This is a genomic window from Viridibacillus arenosi (genome assembly GCF_001955655.1).
GTDB lineage: Bacteria > Bacillota > Bacilli > Bacillales_A > Planococcaceae > Viridibacillus > Viridibacillus arenosi.
The window spans coordinates 192,551-218,005 of the sequence record NZ_MSPW01000004.1 but is presented as its reverse complement, the minus strand read 5'-3'; the positions used below and the strand labels follow the sequence as shown (position 1 = coordinate 218,005).

The following is a 25,455-nucleotide window of genomic DNA, read 5'->3' as shown; positions in this document are numbered from 1 at the left end:
ATGAATCAAATTACAACAAATAAACTGACGATGTTACTTATCATTTCACTATTGCTTGTCTTTATCGAAGTGACGTTTTTCGGTAATGGCAGCATTATTTTCGCCCTTCTTGGCATCGTAATGATTTATATGAGTATTAGTAAACGTCGAAAATGGTTATTTTGGATGGGAACCATTATTAGTATCATTTCATTATTTTCTATGTGGAGTTTACGCTTACTTGTCGTAGCAACACTTATTTATATTTTATGGCAGCTAAAAAAAGGCTCTCCCATCACAATATCACTACCAAAGCAATTTGATTATAATTCAGTAGAAGCTCAACCGATAATTCAAAATAAAGCATTTTCCTTTCAAAAGACTCCAACAAATGCTTATGAATGGCAAGATATACACGTGCAAGGAATCGTTGGGGATTTAACAATTGATACAACACAAACACTTTTGCCGAAAGGTACTTCACTTATATCAGTCCGTCAAGGCTTTGGAAAAGTGAGAATTGCCGTACCATATGAAGTTCCCGTTCGAATTCATTTTAATACTATGGTTGGTGATGTTCAGCTTTTCGGAAACAGAATGCCACGTTTGTGGAATAAAACAATTTCGATGAAGGATGGCTATAATCAAGAGATTGAACATACTGTTGAGCTGATTATTACTGTATCCACTCTATTCGGTGATGTTGAGGTGATTCGTAAATGAGATCACTTTTCCCAAGATTTCTATCCATTTTCCTTATCGAAATTGCGATTGTTTTTTTTATTCTCTTCATTTTATGGGGGCTACCTGAAATAGATACTTGGTCCCCTCTATGGAAGTTATATTACTTGGAATTACCACTTGGTTTGTGGATTTTAACACTACTCGGTGCATTCAGTATTAGTGTTGCTATTTGGTCAATTTCATTGACTCAAAGTAAAGATAAAGAATTAGCAGATGTACTACAAACCTTAATACAAACGGAGAAGAAAACACCTGTCTCAACAAAATATTTATCTAAAATTATTCGTAAATCGATTGTGTCTGTTGAAGACCTAATTATTACACAACGAAAAAGTCTTCAGCGTATTACTAATGAACGTGCGGAGGCAGAAGATAAATTAATTCAAGAGCGGATCATCCAAGAAAGACAAAGACTTGCTCGGGAATTGCATGATTCTGTATCTCAACAATTATTTGCAGCCTCTATGTTGTTATCAACGGTCAATGAAACAGCACCTGAAGATTTACCATTACATTTCACAAAACCATTAAAACAAACAGAGACAATTGTACAACAAGCTCAACTTGAAATGCGCGCATTATTATTACATTTACGACCAGCCGCCCTGCATAACAAATCACTGGCTCAAGGTCTTGAAGATTTACTGTTTGAATTAAAACAAAAGGTTTTCTTTAACATACATCATCGTTTAGAAGAAGTTTCTTTACAAAAAGGTGCAGAAGACCATTTATTTAGAATTGCTCAAGAAACCCTATCCAACACTTTACGACATGCAAAAGCAACTGAAGTTGACATTCTACTAGTAGAACGTGATAATCTTGCTATTTTTCGTGTACAAGACAATGGGGTTGGCTTCCAAGAGTTTGATGAGAAAGCCGGCTCATACGGTTTAAAAAACATTGAAGAACGTGCCATCGAAATTGGTGGTACTTGTAAAATTGTTTCCGTTCCAAATCAAGGAACAGTAATAGAAGTTAAGATTCCAGTAGAGAAGGAGTATGAACCAGATGATTCGAATATTATTAGCGGATGACCACGAAATGGTACGGATTGGTGTATCAGCCTATCTTCAAGCACAACCTGATATGGAGGTAGTTGCAGAAGCTACAAATGGTCAAGAGGCGTTTGACCTGTCGTTAAAACATCGTCCTGATATTATTTTAATGGATATGGTCATGCCCATTATGACAGGTGCAGAAGCTACTGCTGCAATTATTAAAGAGTGGCCACAAGCCAAAATCATGATAGTGACAAGCTTCTTAGATGACGATAAAGTATACCCAGCTTTAGAAGCTGGTGCCATTAGCTACTTGCTCAAAACTACTAATGCAAAGCAAATCGCAGATGCCATCCGCCAAACTGCAAGTGGCACCCCTGTTTTAGAACCTGAAGTAACGAGCAAAATGATGAAGCGTTTACGTCAAACCGATCGTCCTCTTCATGAAGATTTAACAGAACGTGAGCGCGAAATCCTTCTGTTAATTGCTCAAGGAAAGGCAAATCAAGATATTGCAAATGAACTTTTCATTGCTATAAAAACAGTAAAAACACATGTCAGTAATATATTAGCTAAACTTGAAGTACAAGATCGTACTCAAGCAGTCGTATACGCGTTCCAACATCATTTAGTAAAGTAAATGATATTGGCCACAATAATCCATCTAATAAATACCCTGTTTTGTGAAAATAAGTAAGAATATGATATTTTAATACTATGTTTTTTATGGAATTATCTAAATTTTCCTACGCTTATGAATATAGTCTCTACAAGTCATAATTTTCGTCACACAAAATCACTCTTTTTACCGATTCTAAAATTATTTTATTAGTGTAATATCCAAAATAGTATAATTTATGGAAGGTATATATATGCAAAATATTGGGCGAATTATTAAATCCGAACGTATAAAACAAAACATGAAACAAAAAGTACTTGCTGAAGATATTTGTTCTACATCTTATTTAAGTAAGATTGAAAATGGTAACAAATCTCCCTCTCCCGAAGTAATGAATGGCTTAATTGAGCGCTTACAGCTCGATTTAAACTACTTTTCAGAAGAAAACGAAGAGCAAATTATGGATAATCTCTATGAAAATTATAAATCTATAGTACTAACTCGTAACGAGCAAGCTGCTAAGGAAAAAGTTAACCATTATATGAATTTTGAAATTAGGTTTGATGAACCAAAAAACTTTTACTACTACAATCTGTATTTGTTTAGACTTTTTTTAGTCTCTAAGCAACCTCTAAATGAAATAGAACACTTTTTAACAGCCTTTTATGCCATGGAAGAAAATTTAGATGAACGCCAAAGTTTTATCTATAACGTCAATGCCAATATTTATCATTTTAGAAAGAGCAATTATATAAAGGCACTTTCCTATTTGGAATCATCTATAAATTTACTACCTAATATCCAGTTAGAAGATTGGGAAAGAGCAGATTATTATTATACATTAGCTTTAAATTATTATTCCTTAAACCAAAACTTAAACGCGCTTAATTACGCAAAGAAGTCTAGTGCTATTTACGAATCACTAGGGTACTTTGCCCGCTCTGTCGATTGTAAAACATTAATTGCCGCAACATTCATTCAAAACGGTCACTATGCTAGTGCCGAGCAAATTTTAGAAGATACTTCTCTCTTCTGCCATAGGCACCAGCTTCACCAATTTGATAGTCTACTGTCGCAGAATATGGGCTTTATTTTTGCTCTACAAGGCCATGCAAAAAAAGCTATTACTTATTACAAGAAAAGTTATAAAGCTAAAACAGAGCCTAATAGTATTCTCATTACTATCCATTCAATTATTAAAGAATACTCAAAATTAAAACAAGAAGATTATGTGCGAATATGGTGCGAAAAAGGGCTAGACCTTATTAAAGAGAATGAATTAACCACTAGTACAACTACCTATTTGTATCACTTTGAAATTTTTAAAATGAAACATCAGTTAATTTCCTTTGACGAAAAGCTAATCGCCAATGCAATTGATCATTTCCAAAAAATCAATGACATTAAAAACGTCCAAAAATACGCCATTCTTTTAGGCGATATTCTCTATGAGCATCATGAATATAAAAAAGCTGCTTCCTACTTCCAAAGATCAACTGAAGCTATGTATCAATTAAAGTATATTAATAAGTGGGAAGACCTCACATAACAGTAAAAACCCAAATTGCGTCGTTGCAATCTGGGTTTTCTTATTAATAAACGGATACTACATTTACTGTAACTTTAAATAAGTCACCATCTACTTCAATTTTCATACGAGCTCCGTGTAAATCTACAATCGATTGTGCAATAGCTAAGCCAAGACCTGATCCATCTGTATGACGAGAAGCATCTGCTCGCTTGAATCGTTCATATAATTCCTCAACATTTTCACCAATCTCATATTTCGTTACATTTTTTATAACAAATTCTGCTTCTCCATTGTGCTGACGAAGTGTCACATAAACACGTGTACCTTCCAGTGCATATTTCAATGTGTTGACGATTAAATTATCCAGTACTCTCCACCACTTTTGACCATCAACGTACGCATGTAACGGCCCATCTGGCGTATTCACACGGAAATCTAACGCGGATTTTGTTATATCCTCTTCATGTTCAGCTAGAGCTTGTTGTAACAACTGATTCAAATCGACCCGTTGTTTATGAAGCTCAATGTTGCCTGAAGCCATTTTCGATACTTCAAACAAATCTTCGATAAGTGTTTTTAAACGCTGTGATTTTTTATCTAAAATTGCAATATATGAATTGCGTTCTTCTTCTGTGACATTTGGTTTTTTTAATAAATCAGTGTACGTAATAATCGATGTTAATGGTGTACGCAAATCATGACTAACATTAGTAATTAGTTCTGTTTTTAGACGCTCACTTTTTGCCTGCTCAGAAATCGACGTGCGAACACCATCACGTAAATCATTCAAATTTTTGGCATGTGAAGCAAGTGCTGACTTACCTTGTATTTTAATTTCATTGCTCAAGCGACCCGCAGCCATTTGCTCTGTTTCTTTCATAATACGATTTAAATAGCTCATTCGTGTTAAGAATAGAAGCGTCGCTGGTAGTAGGATGAATAGAAACAGCGGGATGTATATGAGGAATAGGTGCCACGCCACTAATGCTCCAGCAAGACCTAATCCCCCTAAGAAAATAATCCCTAGTAGAATAACTGATTGGAAACCGATGCTACGATTTAAAAATAAATCCTGTAACTTCTCAAAAGTTTTTCTTGCTAAACTATTCTGATATGCTTTCATAAGTTTCTCTTCGCTATTTAGATCTTCTAAAACAGATACTAACTGTGCAAGGAATATCCAAATAATTAAATATAAAATTACAAAAGCAAAGCCAAATCTGAGTAACTGATATACGCTAATACGATAATAACTATATTCAATCCCATCTTCTACTAATAACAAACCTATAAACAGAGCCCAAATCGTAACAAGTAGACTTATAATTCGTACATCAATCGACCATTTGTGAATCCAGTGAGTTGCATTATTACTTTCTAGAATAGCTTTCTTATGTGATTTCCAAGAAGCTATTAATAGTATTAAGCTTATTAAACCTAATCCCCAAATAATAGAGTACCAAATTTGATTTGTTTTAAATGCTTTATAGTCTGTAGCAAATTCTGCATATTGTAGTGCATTCTTTGGAATTGTGATTAGCCCTTCGTATTGGTACGTTTTATCAATAAGTGCTTGGTCGATATCACTTGGCTCTAGCCTTGTCGATACAATATCAGAATCATCATACCAAGGATTTCCATCATAATTTGAATAATTGCTATTGATACTATTCGACTTAAGTAATTCTCTTCCTTTTCCATATTTAATACTAAATGCAGCAGGACTATCTACATCACCAAATGTAGTTGTTTTCTGTGTATCCACATCAGTAAATTTAAAAGCAAAAAAGCGATAGTTATTCAATAAATCCCTTTTTTCATTACTTACATTTGCCACGTAATCATCTATGGCTCTTTTCTTACTGTCAATAATTTTAGCTTTAATATACTCATCGTCTTCAAAATTTTTCGTAATATCATCTATTTTAGCATCGCGTTCTTTAATCAAAGCTGTTTTCACTTTTGTTGACTTAGAATCGATTGCTGCAGAAATACGGTCTTCGTATTGGCTATTAATATTCTCAATTTGTTCGCTTAAACTACCATATCTTGTGCGATGTTCCTCGATTTCATTATCTGTCACAGTAATTGCCTTTTTCGCCTCATCAGCATCAATAGGGTTTAACAAAAGAGGGCCGATATTGTTTGTAAACTCATATAACTTAGATTGGAAAGTTTCAGAATCAAAATAATCCTTTCCTATATACTCCTGACCCTTCTGGACTAATGAATAAACACTGAACGCAACAATTGTTAGTAGAAACAAACTAAAAAGCCTTCTAGAATTGTTTTTCATTATTACTCCCCTCCCATCCATCTTGTTAGCTGAGCAAATGTTCTTGTCGTTCTTGCAAAGCTTAAATCTACTAAATCTAAAATAAATGATAAGCAATACGTCAAGCTAATGACTGCTATAAATATTGCAAGGATTGACCATAAAAACGCATTATTATTTCTCGATTTTGTAGCCAATGCCCCACACCACCTTTAAAAAACGCGGATTTTTTGGATCCACTTCAATTTTTTCTCTTATCTTCCGAATATGCACGGCCACTATGTTTTCCGCATTGTATGCAGGCTCGTTCCAAACGCGCTCGTAAATTTCCTGAATCGAAAATACACGACCGGCATTCGTCATTAATAGTTCAGTTATCTTAAACTCAATTGGGGTTAGTTTTACTGACTCCCCATCAAGTGTTACTTCTTTCGATTCCTGATCCAGCACTAAACCTTGCACAGCAATTTTCGATTGTTGCTCATTATACGTTCCAAGTTTCACATAACGACGCATTTGCGATTTCACACGCGCCACAAGCTCCATCGGATGAAATGGCTTCGTCACATAATCATCGGCCCCGACGGACAAACCATGTATTTTATCCGAATCCTCCACCTTTGCACTCAACATAATAATAGGAATGTTACGCTCCTCGCGAATTTTAAATGTCGCAGTTATCCCATCCATTTTAGGCATCATAATATCTAAAATTATTAAATGTACTTCATTTTCTGAAAGTATCTCCAACGCCTCAAGTCCGTCCGCTGCCTTTATTACGTTGTAGCCCTCATTTTTCAAATAAATCTCAATCCCATCACGAATATCCTGGTCATCATCCGTCACAAGTACCGTATACTCAGCCATCTCTCGCACCTCATCCCTCAACAAATTCAAAGATATATTTTACTCATTCATTAATCTCGTAGTTCTATAACATTTATAATACACATCAAATCTTAAGACCACCTTATCACAAAAATGAAGAAATTCTTAAGGTTTATATTAAATGCTGAAGGCGCTCGTTCAGCTGCGAGGTCGTTAGAAGGCGGAAGCCAAAGTCGCTCTTAGACTTTGAGCGCCCGACTGAAACGACCCGAGCAGCTAGCGCCTGAAGCTGGATATCTTGATAAACACTTGTTTGTTGCACTAACTCAGTTGTTTGTTGTACTATCTCGATTGTTTGTTGCACTAACTCGATTGTTTGTTGCACTAACTCAGCTGTTTGTTGCATTAACTCGATTGTTTGTTGCGCTAACTCGGCCCTTTGTTATTTAGCAGAATATTCACGTCCTAATCCGCTACCATAATACCGAAAATAGCTCATGCTACTCATATCTATACTTCATTTTCCCCACAAAAAAGCTACTTAGCCTTAACTAAGTAGCTAAAATTTTATTAACCTTTTTAACACGACCACCAAATGTAATAACTAAAATACCACCGAGTAGCATCGCAACACCAAACCATGACGTTACACTTAGATACTCACCTACTAGAAATACACCGAGTATAGTAGCCGTTAATGGTTCTCCAAGTGACAGTGTCACCGCTGAAGATGATGATATTTTTTGCAAGCCCGTTAAGAATAACAAATACGCGATACTAGTACCGAAAACGCCCATGAATGCTAATGGTAGCCAGTTTGCGCCTTGTCCGACCCATTCAATTCCATATATTAATGAGATTGGACACAATAATAACGCACTGATTGAGAATGTCATAGCCACTGCTGGCATCGCTTCTTCTTTTTCCATTAATGCCTTGCTCACATGTGTATAAATTGCAAAAGCTGTTCCTGCACATAGAGCCATGGCAATACCAATCGGATTGATAGTTGCCTCTCCTTTGTTCACAAACAATAATACACATCCAACTATAGCAAGTAATGTAGCTACTCCCCATGTGCGCGTCGGCTTATTTTTGAAATAAAGCCAATCAATTAAACCTGCAAATACTGGCGAACTTCCAATCGTTACGACAGTTCCAATGGCTACACCTGTCAAACGTACCGATGAAAAAAATAGCGGTTGAAATAGAGCCATCGATAGTGCTGCAAAAAAAGTATACTTCCAAGCCCAATGACGAAATTTTATCTTTCTCATTAAAGTAGCTATGATCAGTAAAGTGCCGCCACCAACTGCTGATCGCATCATAGCAACAGTAAGAGGATTAATACCATCTGTTAAAAATGTCTGTGTAGTACCAACTGTCCCCCATAAAACAGCTGCCAATAATACAAAAGCATAGGGTAATATACTCACTTAACTGCTCACTCCTTATGTATCTTTTCATAAATATACCATAAATTCTGAAAGTTGAGGCAGACGGTTTCTTCTATTATAATGAAGGCAAAAGGAGGCATTGATCTATGTACAAAACTGTTACAGATACAGCGAAAGATATCTCAATGCCAGAGCAACAAGTGATGCGTTACATCCTAGAAGGTCGCATTCATGCGGTTCACGATGGCGAACAATTTTTAATCAGCAGTGACCAATTTGAGCGTTTCCATGAACAACTTGAACGTATCAAAGAAGAAATTGAGATTTGGAAGAACACGCCGATTCCAGAAGACATTGATATTAAAGATGAGGACTAAAAGACAGCCAAGAGCTGTCTTTTTGTTTTGCATTATATTGAAAGAAAATTAAAACACCAATGGCTTTTACAATAGCCACTGGTGTTTGCGATATGTAGAAGCTAGCAACTGATTGCAGCTCCAATTTATATTTAGATTGTAACAGGTGCTGTTTGTTTAGCTAACATGTCTGCGTAATCTTCAACCATCACACTTGCAGTTGGGAACATTCCTGCTCCTGGCCCTACAAGAGTTAGGGTCCCAATGTAGTTTGTATCAAGAGCAACAGCATTATTAACACCCTCGATTGAGTAAAGTGGATGTTCTGGACCAACTAGTTCAGGTCCTACTTTAGCAATTAACTCTCCGTTTTCACCTAACTGTACATCTGCTACATGACGGTAACGTAAACCTTTAGCAGAAGCTTTATCTACTTGCTCAGATGTGATTTCTGTAATACCAATTACATCAACATCTTCCCACCTTGGCTGTTTACCAAATGCTAACGCACTAAGAATCATAAGTTTTCGGAATGCATCTTGACCAGAAATATCGTTATAAGGATCCGCTTCAGCGTAACCTAGGCTTTGTGCATCTTTTAATACATCATCGAACGCTAATCCTTCACTACGCATTTGAGTTAAGATGTAGTTTGATGTACCATTCAAGATTCCTTGAATATGGTGTACATCATTTACACGTAAGATATTTTGCATCGTTTTAATAACAGGAACGCCACCAGCAGTTGTTGCTTCGTAGCCCACTTGTACGCCATATTGCTTCGCTTTTTCTTGCAAAGCTAAACCATGTTTAGAGAACATTACTTTGTTAGCAGTAATTACGTTACAACCATTTTCGATTGCAAGTGCTGAATATTTAAATGCTGGTTCTTCCCCAACTATTGCTTCAAATACAACTTGTAAATCTGGAATAGCTAAAATATCTTCAAAGTTATCTGTTATTAAATCTTGTGGTGCATTTGAACGTGGTTTAGTTACGTCACGTACTAAAATTTTAGCGATTTCAATATCTACTCCTAATGTCTCTTTAAACTGTTCACGCTTTTCATTAATGATATGATAAATACCTTGCCCTACAGTACCAAATCCTAGAATCGCTACTTTTACTGCCGCCATACGATCGCCTCCAAAAATAAAATTGCAATCTTACATTCAATCTCCAAATTGTGTTCAAACTCCATCTAGTATTGATGACTTCAAAGCCAGATGTTAAACATCATTTTGTAGTTCCAATTCTGTTTGTTTTCTAGCACAACACCATATGATATTGACTTCCAAATAATTCAGAGAAAAGATATTTACTAATTATGTTGCTGTACAACTGTATTTAACCCCTTTACAGCGTATATCCCCCATAATCCCCTTACGAATAGTTTTTCAAATAGCGTTTAGCAATTTTATCAATTACTAATACACTGTACTTCAATTTTTTTACTTATTGATGATTCTAGACTATAAATGAACAGATTACAAGAAAAATCTTTCCCGAAAGGACAATTGTTTTTCTCAGAAGGTCATACAAGCCGAGAATAACCACACTTTAACTGTATTTTGGAATTTCAGATTAAATGTTACTAGTTTAAAAATAACGATTTGAAAAGAAAAAAGGACGACATAATGCCCCTCGTCATCCCTTGAACTAGCCTTTTCTTCATTAATAAATACTTACTTTGTTACAACAGCTTCTGTTACTTTTGCGAAGGCGTTATCTAGTGCTTCTATAATATCCTCAATTGCTTCTAAACCAATTGATAATCGTACAAGCTCTTCAGAAACACCCGCTAATACTAATTCTACTGCACTTAACTGTTGGTGTGTTGTAGATGCTGGATGGATAATTAATGAACGCGCATCACCTACATTTGCTACATGCGAGAATAACTCAATGTTATCAATTAACTGGCGACCAGCTTCACGGCCACCTTTAATACCGAATGTTAATACTGATCCGAAGCCATTTTTTAAATACTTTTTCGCATTTTCGTGAGTTGCACTGTCTTCAAATCCATTGAAACTAACCCACTCAACATTTTCATGACCACGCAAGTATTCAGCTACTTTTTTAGCATTCTCATTATGTCGTGGTACACGTAAATGTAATGTTTCAAGACCTTGAATTAACTGGAATGCATTGTCAGGACTTAATGTTGGACCAAAATCACGTAGCAATTGAACGCGTAATCGAGTTGCGAATGCAGCACTTGCAGCATCAACACCGTAGCGAATACCATGGTAAGATGCATCTGGTTCTGTATAGTCAGGGAATTTCCCTTGCGTCCAATCAAATTTACCAGCATCGACAGCGACACCACCGATTACTGTACCGTGGCCACCAATCCATTTTGTTGCAGAGTGCACTACAATATCAGCACCGAACTCTATTGGATTTGAACCATATGGTGATGGGAATGTATTATCAACAATTAGTGGAATCTCATTTTCATGTGCGATATTTGCCAAAGCTTCAATATCCACTACAGTTAAACTTGGATTACCTATTGTTTCCACATAAATCGCTTTTGTGTTTTCTTGAATCGCTGTACGGAAGTTTTCTGGATCTCTTTCATCTACAAATGAGGCTGTAATACCATAGCGTGGTAAAGTATTGGCTAACAAATTATATGTACCGCCATATAAACTACCTGAAGCAACAATATGATCGCCTGCGCGTGCAATATTTAAAATTGAAAATGAAATAGCAGCCATTCCTGAAGATAGTGCTACTGCCGCTGTTCCACCTTCTAATAGTGCAACACGTTTTTCAAATACATCGACAGTTGGGTTCATAATACGAGAATAAATATTACCGGGTTCTTCAAGTGCAAATAGTTTTTGAGCATGCTCCGTACTATTAAAAGCATAAGCAGTTGTACGATAAATTGGTACAGCACGAGCACCTGTTGTTGGATCTGCTACTTGGCCACCGTGTAATAATAAAGTTTCTGGACGTAAATTTGTCATCATTCATTCCTCCTAAATGTATTTTTGAGATGGCAAATCGGAGGTGTGAGGAGGATTTTTTGGAAAAATAAAAACCCTCTTCGCTAAGAAGAGGGTTGCATAAGCAATTTTTCCTCCCCTTATCTGTCAGATCCGATTAAAAATCTGTAGGAATTAGCACCATTGTGAGTTCGTCACTCACCGGTTGCTGGGCATCGCAGGGCCTATCCCTCCGCCGCTCTTGATAAGAGTATTTGATTCAGTTCCATCTTGTTGACAAGTATAGAAGATAAATCAAACTAATGTCAATACTTTTATTTGTTTTTTCTGAACATTAAATTTAATAGATACAATTTTTAGATAGATGAATTTAATTTAAGTAGACTTTAAAATATGTTAGCCTAAAGATAGTAAGTAAATATATATTATTTGGCAAAGGGGTTTCGGATAATGGCAAGAGAATTACTACGTAGTCACGCTTCTGTGCGTAAATATACAGGAGAACTTATTTCTAAAGAAGTAGTTGTCGATTTAATTGAAACAGCACAAATGGCAGCGAGCTCTCATTTTGTACAAGCATATAGTGTCATTTGGGTTACAGATGAAGATAAAAAGAAAAAACTTGGAGAACTTTCGAATAATGAATTCCAATTTGGAACAGCGGGTGCTTCGTTTTTATTTTGTGTAGATTTTAAACGACTGCAAGTTGCGGGCCAAAAAAATGGGGTAGAAATTATTGCTGATTCTGCAGAGAACGTACTTGTAGGTGTAGCAGATGTTGCTCTTTTCGCTCAAAACTTCGTTATTGCAGCTGAAGACCAAGGTTATGGTATCTGTTATATTGGTGGAGCGCGTAATAATCCAAAAGAAATTAGTGAATTATTTGGTCTTCCTGAATATGTATTCCCGTTATTTGCTATGACGATTGGTGTACCTACAAAGCGTAATGAAACAAAACCTCGATTACCAGTTCAAGCTATACTACATGAAAACAATTATGATGTAGATCAATATGATACATTGTTAGATGAATATGATGCAACAATGGAAGACTACTATGCAAGCCGCGGGTCTAATCGTAAAATGGCCAATTGGACAAAACAAATGGCGGATTTCTTAATAGAACAGCGTCGACCACATATCAATGAATTTTTAGCACAGAAAGGCTTCACTTGGAAGTAATAAAGAAAACTCTAAAATTAGGGATACCTAGTTTTAGAGTTTTTTTGCATGAGTTCAACCTATTATAAATTGTTTTACTACGCCTCTTCTCTTTCACTTTGTTAAATTACTATTCATAATCCCATTAAAAAACCTGCCACTATTTAGTGACAGGTAGGCATTTCATTTTATTCTTTGACTAAACCTTCGATTACTAGCTCTTTTACAGGTAGGAAAACTTCGCCTGAGTTGATATATTTCACTTCGACTGTGTCACCTTCTTGTAGATAAATAGCTAATGGTACAACTTCTGAGCTCACGCTATAGTTGTCTTTGTTATCTAACATAAACGATACTGTTGTGAAGTCGCCACTTTTCTCTTTATAAACGCGGACAATTTTCCCTTTAATGGTTGCTTGCTCTTGTTTAGAGCTACCATTTACAGAACTGCCTCCACGACTTAGGATAGCTTTATATTGTCTTAATGCCTCATTTGGAGTAGCTCCTGAAACTGAAAGCTCAGGATTAGCAGCTGAGACGATGAAATAATTTTGTAAGAAACCGTTTGAATCGAGCACTGGTGTTAACCAGCTTGCTTCACCATAGAAGTTGTAGATGATTGGCATTTGACCATGCCACTTTTTCTCGATAAATTTCTTTTCGATTATTTGTAATGCTCCTTGAGAATCCATGTACGCTTCCTCTTGGTTGCCCGTGTAATACGTTGCCTCTCCAGTGCGGCCATTTGTTAATGAATAACCGAGCATTGAATCGACACCTTCTTTAGGACTTGTAAAATCTGTGAAGTAGTACATATCACCATTTTCATCAAAGATTGGGCTAACATTAGCTTCCGTTCCTTCATCCGAAGGTAATTTCACATCTTTTTTTCCAAATTTACTATTCCAGAAACCGTGAACATAGTTACCAAAATAGCTATTTTGAAGGCTAACTGCTTCCGGTGAAACTGCACCGTCGATAAATGTTGGAACATCTTTTAAAGCAAATGTCTGAGATTTACCTGTTTTTGCATCGACCATAACAATACCTTCTGCATCAAAGCCGTTACGCGCTGTGATGAATTTCCCATATGAACGAATATAATATGGTTTACCATTATCATCAACTTCAAGTTGAGGCTCACCGTAGAAAATTTTCGTTGGATTTTCTAAACGAATATGACGCTCAACATTATTGTTTAAAAATGAAGAGGTTGTATATTTCATTTCTGATTTGATGAACTTTGGATTATCTGAAGAATCTGTAGCACTCATTTTAAAATAACCTGGTGTTACTTTCCCTTTCGTCCATTTAAAGAAGCCTGAGAATTCAACAGGCGCAATATACACAAATTCGCCGTTAACCTTCTGAATTTGCAAACTACCTAATTCATAGTAGCTTGTATTTGGTACTTGGCTAAAAGCCTTTTTCATTTTATTACGAGCAAATTTTGGCGGTACGCTTGCAGGTGTTTTTGTTTCATCAAATGCCTTCAGTTCCACTTTTTGTGTCATTTCAGCTGATGTGTATTTTTCATTCGCATTAAATAATGGCGCTGCTAAAATATATACACCAAAACCTAAGCTTCCTAAAAACAGAATACCTTTTAAATTACGTTCCATCCCACTTGCAGACCAAGCTCCAAGCGCTGTTAAAACAATTATCACTGGCCATAAAAGCGTCCAATTTTGATCAATTATTAGAACATAGTAAATTGTTGCTGTCGCTATAAATGCAACTATGAATACGGAAATAAAGAATTGGATTTTGAATTTAGCTTTCAAATCCCCATCTTTTGTTTTACTTGTTATCGGAACGATTAATAGTCCAGCTACTGCTGCAACTATCGCCGACATTATTAATGTAGCAATCATTTTGATCATCCTTTCACATATCTATTTTACGATACAATCTTCAGAAAGTTTCAGTTATATTTTATATTAGAAAGGTTTTATTTATTTTAAGCAAGAATACTCTTTAATGAAGGGAGGTGAGAATATGAAACAAAAAATTCTCATTAGCTTAATCATTCTATTAGGCATCATTTATATTTTCTTTATACCTGCTGAGCCTGTTACAGTGAAACTAAGCTTTAAAGTAGTTCCAATGCTTCTAATTATTTGGTTAGCTTCGTTTCAAAAAGCATCGCCTAATACAAGTTATAAAAAATGGTTACTACTTGGATTACTCTTTTGTATGATTGGTGACGCAACACTCCAATGGTTTTTATTTGGTTTAACTAGTTTTTTAATCGGTCACATTTGCTACATCGTTGCATTTGTACAACTTAAAGAAAAAATAATTGCTAGACCTGCAGCTACCCTTTTATTACTTTATGGAGGGTTTATGGTTATTTGGATTGCTGGGACTGTCTTTAAATCTGGAGACATCATATTAGGTGTTGCTGTTATCGCATATATCACTGTTATTTTAACAATGGGATGGACAGCTATTCAGACAAACTCGAAGCTTGCTACAATAGGGGCACTATCATTTATTTTCTCAGATTCAATATTATCGATTAATATGTTCATTACTGATGTACCTTTTTCTCATGCACTTATTATGGTGAGCTATTACGGTGCACAGCTATTGTTTGCTATTAGTATTTCTTATTATTCCGTCATCCGAAAGAAAGTGTTAGAATAGTGACAATGCTTTTACAATAAGGGGGATATTCCAATATGAAAGAAACAGTGATTGAAAGACTAGTACGTTATGCACAAATTGATACACAATCTGATGCTGAAAGCGAAACAACTCCATCAACTGAAAAACAATGGGATTTACTACATGTACTTGAGAAAGAATTAGCCGAAATCGGTATGACTGAAATCTCTCTTGATGAAAATGGCTACCTATTTGCTACACTACCAGCTAATTCAGATAAACAATTACCAACAATTGGTTTTCTAGCGCACGTTGATACTACTACAGACTATACTGGTACAAATGTTAAACCACAGCGTCATGACAATTACGATGGTGGAGATATTCAATTAAATGAAAATACAGTTCTATCTCCGAAAAATTCACCAGAGCTTGCCAATTATGTAGGGCAAACATTGATTACTACTGATGGTACTACTTTACTTGGTGCTGATGATAAAGCAGGTATTGTTGAAATCATGACAGCTATGGAATATTTAATTTCTAATCCAGATATTAAACACGGTAAAATCCGAGTTGCCTTCACACCTGATGAAGAAATCGGCCGTGGGCCACATAAATTTGATGTTGAAGCATTTAATGCTGATTTCGCTTATACAATGGATGGTGGTCCTTTAGGTGAATTACAATATGAGAGCTTCAACGCAGCTGGAGTAAAAGTTAAAACTTTCGGCGTAAGTGTACACCCAGGCTCTGCCAAAGATAAAATGGTCAACGCTATTACAATGGCTATTAAATTCCAATCTTATATGCCTGCAGATGAAGTACCCGAAAAAACATCTGGTCATGAAGGATTCATTCATCTAATGAACTTCAACGCCCATATCGAAGAAGCAAGACTTTCTTATATCATTCGATACTTTGACCGTGAAGAATTTGAATCAAGAAAACAATTATTTAAAGAAGTTGAAGCCAAAATTAAAGCTGAGTTCGGTGAAGATGCCATTACAGTTGAAATAGCAGATCAATACTATAATATGGCTGAAAAAATTGAACCACAAAAAGATATTGTTGATGTAGCCTTTAAAGCAATGGAAAACCTAAATATCAAACCTTTAATTTTGCCAGTTCGTGGTGGTACAGATGGGTCCCAACTCTCGTATATGGGAATGCCTACTCCGAATATCTTCGCTGGCGGCGAGAATATGCATGGACGATTCGAGTATGTTTCTGCTGAGACGATGGTTAAAGCTACTGAAGTTATCATCGAAATTGTCCAATTATTTGAGCAACGAGCATAAAGCGTATTTATAGGTAGGTGATATTTTGAAAGAAATTGCTTTAGGTGTTTTAGCGTCATTATTTTTTGCTGTAACTTTTATATTAAATCGAGTAATGGAGTTAGATGGCGGTAGCTGGCTATGGAGCTCATCATTACGTTACTTTTTCATGATTCCCTTTTTACTCGTTATTGTTATGTACCGTAAAGGCGTACAACCAATGACAAAGGAAATGAAAAAACGACCTAAAGTTTGGCTATTATGGAGCTTTGTTGGCTTTGTCCTATTTTATGCACCGTTAACATTCGCGGCTGCTTATGGACCTGGTTGGCTCGTATCGGGAACATGGCAATTTACAATTGTTGCAGGAGTATTATTAGCACCTCTTTTCTTCATACGACTTGGTGAGAAAACAATACGACAGAAGATTCCTATCGTGTCATTGCTTATATCGTGCATTATTTTAGTTGGGATTATATTAATTCAAATCCCTAGTGCTAAAACAGTTTCTATTGAAAGCTTAATGTTAGGCATCTTGCCGGTTATTGTTGCAGCGTTTGCTTATCCACTTGGAAATCGTAAGATGATGGATGTGTGTGATGGTCGTTTAGATACCTTCCAAAGGGTTCTCGGCATGACCATCGCTTCCCTTCCTGCTTGGATTATATTAGCTGTTATTGCTCTAATAACAGTCGGGTTGCCTTCTGCTAGCCAAGTAATTAATTCACTTCTTGTTGGGATTAGCTCAGGTGTTATTGCGACTATTCTTTTCTTTATCGCAACAGATCGCGTCCGTAATAACCAAGGAAAACTTGCAGCCGTTGAAGCAACACAATCGACTGAAATACTATTCGTTATTGTAGGAGAGATGATTATCTTAGGTATTCCTTTACCAGAGCCACTCGCCCTATTCGGCTTAGCTATTATCATCATTGGAATGTTCTTACATAGCTATTACACAATGTTGATGAAGAAAAAACAAATGCCCACTGTCCGAAATTATCAAGAACTAAATTAAAAAGATAAATAAAAGAGCGTTACATATTTTATATGACTAATATGTAACGCTCTTTCCTTTTTTAAACTAAAGCACCCCGTTAGTTTAATAATTTCGCTTTAATTTTATTTGTATATTTATATGAATTAATAATTTTTATTGTTAATCCTGCTAACAAAAGTCCAAGAATCCCTCCAAAAATATTAAGCCACAAATAAATAATTGTAAGAATATTAAAGCCTCCTATAACCAAACCAAGATCTTCAAATAAAAGGTGTAACATCTCAATCCCAATACAATTTAATATAACAATAGAAATTACTTTCTTAATACTTTTTAAATTGAAAAGAATTGATAAATAAATTCCTAAACTTACTAATAAAAGTGTAAATAATGCTTATAATCTCCATTTTACGATTATAAGCAGAATCATCCACAGTCAGATAGATAAATTATGGATGAAGTGCCCGTGCCATCGCGTCCAAATAGTTCTGACTGGCACGCTGACTCACTTCGGCTTCAGGCACAAATACCTCAAAGCAATGGAAGCAGCCAGGGTAGAGTTGAAATTCAACGTCTACTCCTGCTTGTGCTAGTCGTGTTACATATTCAATGGTTTCATCTCGGAATAAATCGAGTTGACCTACACATGTATAAGTTGGCGGTAGCCCCGCTAAGTTGTCTGCTCTCGAAGGTACAGCGTAGGGAGATACCTCGTTGGAATCGTTCTCCTTGCCCAAGTACATACTCCAAGCCGTTGAATTGTTTGCTCTATTCCATGTTGCGTGGTCTTCTGTAATCTCATAGCTTGATGGTGTTATGTTGCGGTTGTCAAGCATCGGATACAGCGGCATCTGGAATATAATGGATGGACCTCCTTTATCACGAGCCATTATCGCAAGCGCTGCTGTTAGTCCGCCTCCTCCACTTGCACCGGCGATCGCAACTCGATTCACATCAATGCCAAGCGAGTCTGCCTCATTTGTCATCCAAACCAATCCTGCATAACAATCTTCGATAGCCGCTGGATATTGATGTTCGGGAGCAAGTCGATAATCGACAGACACAACAACGCATTTAGCAGTCTGAACAAAGCGTTCACACAAAACATCGTCCATATCGGGGTGTCCCATTACGTATCCGCCACCGTGAATCCACAGCATAGCTGGAAGTTTATCAAGATTTTTCTCAACGGGTTCGTAAATTTTAACTAACATCTCGCCCGCAGCGCCAGGAATCGTTCGATTGGTCATGAGTACAAGTTTTGATTTTTCCAAATGTGGATTCGACAAGAAACTTCGACTCGACTCTAAATTCTCCGCTAATTGAAAGCCTGGAAATTGTGAGAAAGCCTGTTTTAATTCTGGTAATACTCTACTGTCAATTTTCATATAAATTCCTCCAGTTAGATAATGAGACTTCAATCATTCCTTATTGAATTATTCACGGACTGGATGTGTCTCCTGTTCTCCTTCAGCTTCCCATTTGGCAATTTCCTCCCGTACACGAGGGGCAACTTCTGTTCCAAGCAATTCTATGGCACGCATGACTTGATTATGTGGCATTGTACTTAACGGAACATACATCATAAAGCGTGTAATCCCTACATGCTTACGAAGATGGATGATTTTTTCGGCGACTGTATCTGGATCACCAACATACAATGCCCCTTCAAAACTGCGTGCAGCATCAAAGCTGGAACGATCATAATAAGGCCAGCCCCGCTCTTTGCCAAGTTTATTCATGCCTGCCTGAGTGGATGGGAAAAATGTATCTGCTGCCAATTCCGTATTCTCTCCAACAAATCCTATCGAATGAGATCCCACCTGAAGTTTTGATACATCATGACCAGCGTGAGCCGCCGCTTTCTTATATAGCTTTACGATTCGTGCAAATTGCATTGGGCTACCACCAATAATCGCCAGCATAAGTGGTAATCCCAGAAGACCGGCACGGATAGCAGACTCCTCATTTCCACCGCTACCAACCCAAATCGGTAGAGAATTTTGAACAGGTCTTGGATACACACCTAAATTATTGATTGCTGGTCGATGTCCGCCTTCCCAAGTCACTTTTTCGGACTGACGTATTTTGAGCAGTAATTCCAAATGTTCTTCAAACAGTTCATCATAGTCATTCAAGTTATAGCCAAACAATGGAAAGGATTCAATAAAGGAACCACGACCCGCCATAATCTCTGCGCGTCCATTTGAAATGCCATCCAGTGTAGAAAAATCCTGAAAAACGCGCACAGGATCTGCTGAAGAAAGCACGGTTACTGCACTCGTGAGCCGTATCTTTTCCGTTTGTGGTGCCGCCGCTGACAGAACCATCGCTGGAGAGGATGCTGCATAATCCTTCCTATGGTGCTCACCAACGCCAAACACATCAAGTCCTACTTGATCAGCAAGAACGATTTCTTCGACAACTTCACGCAATCGCTGTGCGTGACTTATCACTTCGCCACTATGAACATCTGGTTTCGTTTCTACAAAAGACGTAATACCTATTTCCATTTGTTATCTCTCCTAGTTTAATTAGATTTTAAGCCTAAAAAATTAGTCATTTCCTTTATGGTAGTAATGTGTTATTCATATTGGCTAACACATGTTTATTTCATGAAGTCTTAACTCGGCTGGTCATAGCCCAAAAAAGAAGAGCGAAAGCACTGACAGAGGCTCCGAGTAAGGAAACCCCTCCCCAGCCAAAGTGTGCGTATATTTGAGTCGAAGCAATGGAACCACCAGCACTGCCGATAGAATAAAACACCATATACCCAGCAGTAAGTCGACTCCGTGCTTCTGTACGCAATGGAAGGATCATGGTTTGATTTGTAACATGTATTGCCTGTACGGCCAAATCAAGTAGAACTATACCTATCACTAATGCGATTAATGACTGCTCTATATAACTGATGAACAACCATGAAATCAATAATAAAGCTAAAGCAATACCTGTCGTTCGTTGTCCGTAACCTTGATCGGCCAATTTCCCTGCTCGTGCCGCAGCCAATGCTCCAGCCACACCTACAAGACCGAATGCACCAATTGCACTATGAGATAGAGCAAATGGAGGTGTGCTTAGTGGCAGGACTAGTGAAGTCCATAAAATACTGAAATCAGCAAAAATCAGCATGGCTAGAACGGAGCGAACGCGTAATGTTCGTTCTTGAATAAACAAAACAAGCACCGATCTAATCAACTGAGAATAGGATAGTGATTTTACCTCGCGCTCAACATTGGGCAACAACTTTAAAAACATACAAACCATCAAAAGCATGAGCGCAGCAGAAACTAGATATACGGAACGCCAACCCGCAAGATCTGTTAATATACCAGCAAAAGTCCGTGCGAGAAGTATGCCAATGACTATCCCACTTGTTACAATGCCAACGACACGACCTCGTTCTATAGGGGAAGCGATGGTCGCTGCAAACGCCATGAGAGTCTGTGTCACAACTGCAAGCAGACCCACCAAAGCCATACCTGCGAAAAGTACCATGCTAGAGAAGGCAGTACCAACTATAACCAGAGCTGTTATAGATAATAGCATCTGGCCGACAATTAGACGTCGCTGGTTTAGTAAATCTCCAAGCGGTACGAGTAGTAGTAAGCCCAATCCATAAAAAATCTGTGTGATGGTAATAACGACACCAATAATGGAATGGTCAATACCAAACTCATTAGATAGTTGATCAAGCAACGGCTGTGCAAAATAAATATTGGCAACAGACATTCCACAGGCAATCGCAAACAATAATGCCAACGCGCGAGACATTGATGGCTGTTGATTCAAATTAGGTTTCGTTATGGAATATTTATCACTTATCTTGGTGTAGAGTGGATCATTTTCTAGATTCGTCTCTGTTTCGCACACACCTTAACCCCCAATCATATTGGATTTTTGATTATAACATACCGTTCGGTACAATATAATTACTGGTAAATATATCTTAACCACATTCATTATGTCAACAACTTATTTGCATTAAAGTTAATATTACATTAAATAAATGGGGAGTGGTTTGACATGTTGAATGGCTAATAATATAATAATTACATACTGATTGGTATTGAAAATAGCAATTGTAATTACCTACACATACATCCTAAGCAATTAATAAAATCAAAGCTTGAAGAGGTGAATTCTTAATGGCAAGAACCCGTGAATTTGATGAGGATCAAGTTTTAGATGCAGCAATGCAGTTATTTTGGGAGAAGGGATATGAGGCTACCTCATTAAGTGATCTTACTTCTAGAATGGGTATTCAACGCCCTAGTATTTATTCGACTTTTGGAGATAAGAAAGAATTATTTGAAGCCGCACTTCGCAGATATACAATGTCTCGGGCCTCTGATATACGAACTAGGCTTCAAAGTCACTCCTCTGTAAAAGAGGCATTTTCTATTTTCTTTGCAGATGTCGTCATTGAAGAATACGCAGAAGATCTTAGTAAAGGTTGTTTTTGTATCAATACAATGGTTGAACTAGCACCTCATGATGAGAAATTTGAAATCTTAACCAGAGAACATCAAATGTATCTAGCCGTCATTTTTCAGGAGACGATCGAGCGGGGAATCCAATCAGGTGAGCTGGAAGCCAACACAGATGCAAAGCCTTTGGCACAGGCACTGATTGTAGCGTTAATCGGTCTAACAGTTATGTTGAAATCTCGCCCACAACGTTCATTTGTCGACAATGCAATAGCAGCGACGCTCACATTACTTAAGTGATGATTGTATATTCAACTACGGAATTGTTTTAATTTAATGCTATTAATAATTTATTCAATAAAAAAAGTCCTCTATGATAATAACTGCAATTTGCAATTATTTCATAGAGGACTTTTTAATACTCAGACAAATAGACTATCATTAATCTACATTCTCTAAACTGGCTTTTAGAGCTTTTTTATCTTCGATTCTTTTTACTAAATGAATGCTGATTTCATAAAGTAAAATCATCGGTATGAGAACAAGTAATTGACTCATAAAATCTGGTGGTGTAATAAGTGCAGAAAATACTGCCATAAATACATATGACCATTTTCTAATACTTTTCATTGTATATGCAGTCAAAATACCAATCGTTGATAAAAACATAGCTATAATCGGCAGTTCAAATAGTAAACCTATTGGAACAGTCGTCATGATGAGATAGTGAATATATTCACTAGCTGATATCATCACATTAAAGTTTGATTCACCTATACCAATAAGAAATTGATAGCTAAGCGGGTTAATAATGAAATAACCAAATGAAACCCCTACTAAAAATAGTAACAACATTACAGGAGAATATAATCCTAAAAAGCGGCTTTCATTTTCTTTTAATCCTGGTTTAACAAACTGCCAAATAAAATGCATTAAGAATGGTAGTGAAAGACCAAGTGCAATTGTGGTAGAAACAGACATATAGAATTTAACCACTTCTAACGGACCTAAAATGACTAAATCATGTCCACGTGTTACATACGGAAGCCATTTATTCACCGTAGCAAATACAATGATGAAGAATATGACAAAAATAGTAACACCTTTTATGATTTGTTTTCGTAAGTCAGCTAAATGAGCAACAAGAGATTCGTTAACCAAACTTCCTTTTTCCTCCTCATTTTCCTCTGGTGGAGTAGGAGATGGCTCTCGATTTTCAACAGAAGCATCTTCTGTTGTTTCTGGAGTTTCATTTTCATCCGAACTGATTAAATCCAAAGGGCTAAGTACCTTTTTTCCATTTTCTTCATACGGATCCATACGAACACCCTCTACTTAAATTTCTTTTTTATCAGTTGTTGTTTTTTCTTTTTTAACATCTTCATCGTCATCCATTAAGCCTTTAGTAGACTTTTTGAACTCTGCAAAAGTTTTCCCTACTGCTGAACCGATTTCAGGTAATTTTTTTGGACCGAATACGATTAAAACGATAACTAAAATAATAATTAATCCTGGTACACCTATTGAACTAAATCCCATGCTTTATTCCTCCTTTATAATTAGACTAAAGAGCCGCCTTTTTTGCTGTATTTAATGACACCTTCTGCACAGCGGTAAGCTAGCGCACCTACTGTAGCAGTTGGGTTGTAACCACTGTTATTAGAGAAGCTACCTGCACCTACTGCAAATAGATTTTCACAATCCCAATGTTGTAAGTATTTATTAACAACACCTTCTTCAGGAGTTAAACTCATAACCGTACCACCTGTGTTATGTGTAGATTGGTAAGGTACGATGTTGTAGTGATCGATTGGAGCACGTGCTTCAACCTTTTTAGCGCCCATTTCTTTTAAAATACCTGCTGATTTATCAGAGATAAATTTGTGTAAAGCAATATCTTGTTTAGTGAAATCATAGTTTAATTGTAATAGTGGTTGTCCATATGCATCTTTATAAGTACTATCTAAAGTTAAGAAGTTTTCCTTATGTGGAATAGATGCACCTTGACCGCCAAGACTTAATGAACGCGTGTAGTTCATAATAGATTGTTTTTTAAACTCTGCTCCCCATGTTGGTGTATCAGATGGTACTGGGTTATTACCAATTGGACGGTTACCTAATTGCATAAGTGCAATGTTAGCACCATGGATAAAGTCTAAATCACTATGGTCAAAGCTATCACCATTAAAGTCATCGATACACATACCAAGAGCACCTGCACCCATAAATGTATTGAATTGTTCATCGAAGAAACCTGTTGCACCTGGCATGATTTGATAGCAATAGTTACGACCGAGTGTACCTTTACCAGTTGCAGGGTCATACATTTCACCTATGTTAGATACCATTAGTAATTTTGCGTTGTTCATCATGAAGCTTGTTAAAACAACTACATCAGCTGGTTGGATAAATTCTTCACCAGAAATTGTATCAATATATTTAACGCCAGTAGCTTTTCCACCTTTTGTTAATACTTCGATAACGTTTGAATTACAACGCACTTCATAGTTACCAGTCTTTTTAGCAGTTGGGATAACTGTTACTTCTGGAGAAGCTTTTGCACCGTATTCACAACCAAAACGTTCACAGAAGCCACAGTATTGACAAGCATTAATTTGTTCGCCATCTGGGTTTTTATAAGCTTCTGATAAGTTTGCAGAAGGAACCATGTATGGATGGTAGCCTAATTTATCAGCTGCTTTCTCGAATTTTTGCAGTAGTGGGGTTTTCTTCATTGGAGGTGTTGGATATTCGCTTGAACGTTTACCCCAGAATGGGTTTTTATCTTCACCTGATATACCAGCTGTTTTTTCATACTTATCAAAATAAGGTTCTAACTCATCATAAGTCATTCCCCAGTTTTGGATTAAATAATCTGAGCCTAATTTGTCTTTACCATATTTTTTTTCAGTCATTGTCTTCATTTCAAAGTCATATGGCAAGAAACGATATGTTTGACCGTTCCAGTGAGTACCAGAACCACCAAGACCTTCACCTAATAAAAATGAACCTAATTGGCGCATTGGTAGTGCTCTTTGTTTACGATTATTACGGAAAGTTACAGTTTCTTTTGATAGGTTTTGCATTAATTCATAACGTATTGCGTAACGATATTCATCATGTACGTTCATGAAATCTTCTGTTCCACGTTTAGCACCACGTTCCAAACCTACGACTTTCAAACCGGCTTTCGCGCTTTCAGCTGCGACGATACCGCCTGTCCAACCTACCCCTACTGTTACAACGTCTACTTTGGGCATAGTTTTAGTCATTTTTCTAACCTCCTG

At 36.8% G+C, this 25,455-nt stretch carries 23 protein-coding genes and 1 riboswitch; of the genes, 10 read left to right on the top strand and 13 right to left on the bottom strand.

Features of this window, described 5'->3' with window-relative positions; all coding sequences use genetic code 11:
• The 4 genes from liaF (at position 1) to BK137_RS09840 (ending at position 3,889) form a co-directional block, all read left to right on the top strand.
• On the top strand, positions 1-702 hold the full coding sequence (gene liaF, locus BK137_RS09855) for a cell wall-active antibiotics response protein LiaF (protein ID WP_038180390.1): 702 nt from the start codon (positions 1-3) through the stop codon (positions 700-702).
• Positions 699-1,757, top strand: a complete 1,059-nt coding sequence (locus BK137_RS09850; protein ID WP_038180392.1) for a sensor histidine kinase — start codon at positions 699-701, stop codon at positions 1,755-1,757. The genes liaF and BK137_RS09850 overlap by 4 nt, the downstream gene beginning before the upstream one ends.
• A complete protein-coding gene (locus tag BK137_RS09845) occupies positions 1,732-2,361 on the top strand; it encodes a response regulator (protein ID WP_038180393.1) in 630 nt (209 codons plus the stop codon). The genes BK137_RS09850 and BK137_RS09845 overlap by 26 nt, the downstream gene beginning before the upstream one ends.
• 232 nt (positions 2,362-2,593) lie before the next feature.
• Entirely contained in the window at positions 2,594-3,889 is a 1,296-nt protein-coding gene (locus tag BK137_RS09840) for a helix-turn-helix domain-containing protein (RefSeq protein ID WP_038180396.1), read from the top strand.
• Between the two features lie 43 nt (positions 3,890-3,932).
• Here BK137_RS09840 and BK137_RS09835 read toward each other — a convergent pair whose 3' ends face one another.
• From BK137_RS09835 to BK137_RS09820, 4 genes are all read right to left on the bottom strand, one after another.
• The gene (locus tag BK137_RS09835) at positions 3,933-6,167 is read right to left on the bottom strand and encodes a HAMP domain-containing sensor histidine kinase (protein ID WP_038180397.1); all 2,235 of its coding nucleotides are present in this window, start codon (positions 6,165-6,167) and stop codon (positions 3,933-3,935) included.
• A gap of 2 nt (positions 6,168-6,169) precedes the next feature.
• A complete protein-coding gene (locus BK137_RS22270; RefSeq protein WP_155981161.1) occupies positions 6,170-6,343 on the bottom strand; it encodes a hypothetical protein in 174 nt (57 codons plus the stop codon).
• Positions 6,321-7,013 carry a response regulator transcription factor gene (locus tag BK137_RS09830; RefSeq protein ID WP_038180399.1) on the bottom strand — a complete coding sequence of 231 codons (693 nt, stop codon included), beginning with the start codon at positions 7,011-7,013 and terminating at the stop codon, positions 6,321-6,323. Before BK137_RS09830 ends, BK137_RS22270 begins: the two co-directional genes overlap by 23 nt.
• A gap of 512 nt (positions 7,014-7,525) precedes the next feature.
• The gene (locus BK137_RS09820) at positions 7,526-8,404 is read right to left on the bottom strand and encodes an EamA family transporter (RefSeq protein WP_179078265.1); all 879 of its coding nucleotides are present in this window, start codon (positions 8,402-8,404) and stop codon (positions 7,526-7,528) included.
• 113 nt (positions 8,405-8,517) lie between these two features.
• Here BK137_RS09820 and BK137_RS09815 point away from each other — a divergent pair, with 113 nt between their 5' ends.
• Positions 8,518-8,748 carry a hypothetical protein gene (locus tag BK137_RS09815; RefSeq protein WP_038180403.1) on the top strand — a complete coding sequence of 77 codons (231 nt, stop codon included), beginning with the start codon at positions 8,518-8,520 and terminating at the stop codon, positions 8,746-8,748.
• Between the two features lie 131 nt (positions 8,749-8,879).
• On the opposite strand, the gene BK137_RS09810 is transcribed toward BK137_RS09815, so the two are convergent.
• Both BK137_RS09810 and BK137_RS09805 read right to left on the bottom strand, forming a co-directional pair.
• Entirely contained in the window at positions 8,880-9,863 is a 984-nt protein-coding gene (locus tag BK137_RS09810) for a homoserine dehydrogenase (RefSeq protein ID WP_038180406.1), read from the bottom strand.
• A 549-nt stretch (positions 9,864-10,412) separates the two neighbouring features.
• Positions 10,413-11,708: an O-acetylhomoserine aminocarboxypropyltransferase/cysteine synthase family protein gene (locus BK137_RS09805; protein ID WP_038180408.1), complete on the bottom strand. Its 1,296-nt coding sequence runs from the start codon at positions 11,706-11,708 to the stop codon at positions 10,413-10,415.
• A gap of 116 nt (positions 11,709-11,824) precedes the next feature.
• A riboswitch (SAM riboswitch) is annotated at positions 11,825-11,938 on the bottom strand.
• 199 nt (positions 11,939-12,137) lie between these two features.
• Between BK137_RS09805 and BK137_RS09800 the strand changes: the two genes are divergently transcribed.
• Positions 12,138-12,869, top strand: coding sequence for an NADPH-dependent oxidoreductase (locus tag BK137_RS09800; RefSeq protein ID WP_038180409.1), 732 nt, complete (start codon positions 12,138-12,140; stop codon positions 12,867-12,869).
• A 167-nt stretch (positions 12,870-13,036) separates the two neighbouring features.
• Here the strand turns inward: BK137_RS09800 and BK137_RS09795 are convergent, their stop codons facing one another.
• Positions 13,037-14,722 carry a hypothetical protein gene (locus tag BK137_RS09795; protein ID WP_038180411.1) on the bottom strand — a complete coding sequence of 562 codons (1,686 nt, stop codon included), beginning with the start codon at positions 14,720-14,722 and terminating at the stop codon, positions 13,037-13,039.
• A 124-nt stretch (positions 14,723-14,846) separates the two neighbouring features.
• Between BK137_RS09795 and BK137_RS09790 the strand changes: the two genes are divergently transcribed.
• From BK137_RS09790 to BK137_RS09780, 3 genes are read left to right on the top strand one after another with little or no spacing between them, the layout of a single operon-like run.
• Positions 14,847-15,497: a lysoplasmalogenase gene (locus BK137_RS09790; RefSeq protein ID WP_038180413.1), complete on the top strand. Its 651-nt coding sequence runs from the start codon at positions 14,847-14,849 to the stop codon at positions 15,495-15,497.
• 35 nt (positions 15,498-15,532) lie between these two features.
• Positions 15,533-16,759 carry a peptidase T gene (pepT, locus tag BK137_RS09785; RefSeq protein WP_038180415.1) on the top strand — a complete coding sequence of 409 codons (1,227 nt, stop codon included), beginning with the start codon at positions 15,533-15,535 and terminating at the stop codon, positions 16,757-16,759.
• A gap of 25 nt (positions 16,760-16,784) precedes the next feature.
• Positions 16,785-17,756, top strand: a complete 972-nt coding sequence (locus tag BK137_RS09780; protein WP_038180417.1) for a DMT family transporter — start codon at positions 16,785-16,787, stop codon at positions 17,754-17,756.
• Positions 17,757-18,187: 431 nt separating this feature from the next.
• Here the strand turns inward: BK137_RS09780 and BK137_RS09770 are convergent, their stop codons facing one another.
• The 3 genes from BK137_RS09770 to BK137_RS09760 form a co-directional block, all read right to left on the bottom strand.
• Complete coding sequence (locus tag BK137_RS09770; protein ID WP_038180420.1) at positions 18,188-19,126, bottom strand: alpha/beta hydrolase; 939 nt, start codon at positions 19,124-19,126, stop codon at positions 18,188-18,190.
• Positions 19,127-19,174: 48 nt separating this feature from the next.
• A complete protein-coding gene (locus tag BK137_RS09765) occupies positions 19,175-20,251 on the bottom strand; it encodes an LLM class flavin-dependent oxidoreductase (protein ID WP_038180422.1) in 1,077 nt (358 codons plus the stop codon).
• Positions 20,252-20,351: 100 nt separating this feature from the next.
• Entirely contained in the window at positions 20,352-21,611 is a 1,260-nt protein-coding gene (locus BK137_RS09760; RefSeq protein ID WP_038180424.1) for an MFS transporter, read from the bottom strand.
• A gap of 275 nt (positions 21,612-21,886) precedes the next feature.
• Here BK137_RS09760 and BK137_RS09755 point away from each other — a divergent pair, with 275 nt between their 5' ends.
• Positions 21,887-22,468: a TetR/AcrR family transcriptional regulator gene (locus tag BK137_RS09755; RefSeq protein ID WP_038180425.1), complete on the top strand. Its 582-nt coding sequence runs from the start codon at positions 21,887-21,889 to the stop codon at positions 22,466-22,468.
• A 141-nt stretch (positions 22,469-22,609) separates the two neighbouring features.
• On the opposite strand, the gene tatC is transcribed toward BK137_RS09755, so the two are convergent.
• The 3 genes from tatC to BK137_RS09740 are packed head-to-tail and all read right to left on the bottom strand — an operon-like array spanning position 22,610 to position 25,440.
• A complete protein-coding gene (gene tatC, locus BK137_RS09750; protein WP_038180427.1) occupies positions 22,610-23,488 on the bottom strand; it encodes a twin-arginine translocase subunit TatC in 879 nt (292 codons plus the stop codon).
• A gap of 15 nt (positions 23,489-23,503) precedes the next feature.
• Positions 23,504-23,707: a twin-arginine translocase TatA/TatE family subunit gene (gene tatA / locus BK137_RS09745; RefSeq protein ID WP_038180429.1), complete on the bottom strand. Its 204-nt coding sequence runs from the start codon at positions 23,705-23,707 to the stop codon at positions 23,504-23,506.
• Between the two features lie 20 nt (positions 23,708-23,727).
• A complete protein-coding gene (locus tag BK137_RS09740; protein ID WP_038180436.1) occupies positions 23,728-25,440 on the bottom strand; it encodes a GMC family oxidoreductase in 1,713 nt (570 codons plus the stop codon).
• Positions 25,441-25,455 lie beyond the last annotated feature (15 nt).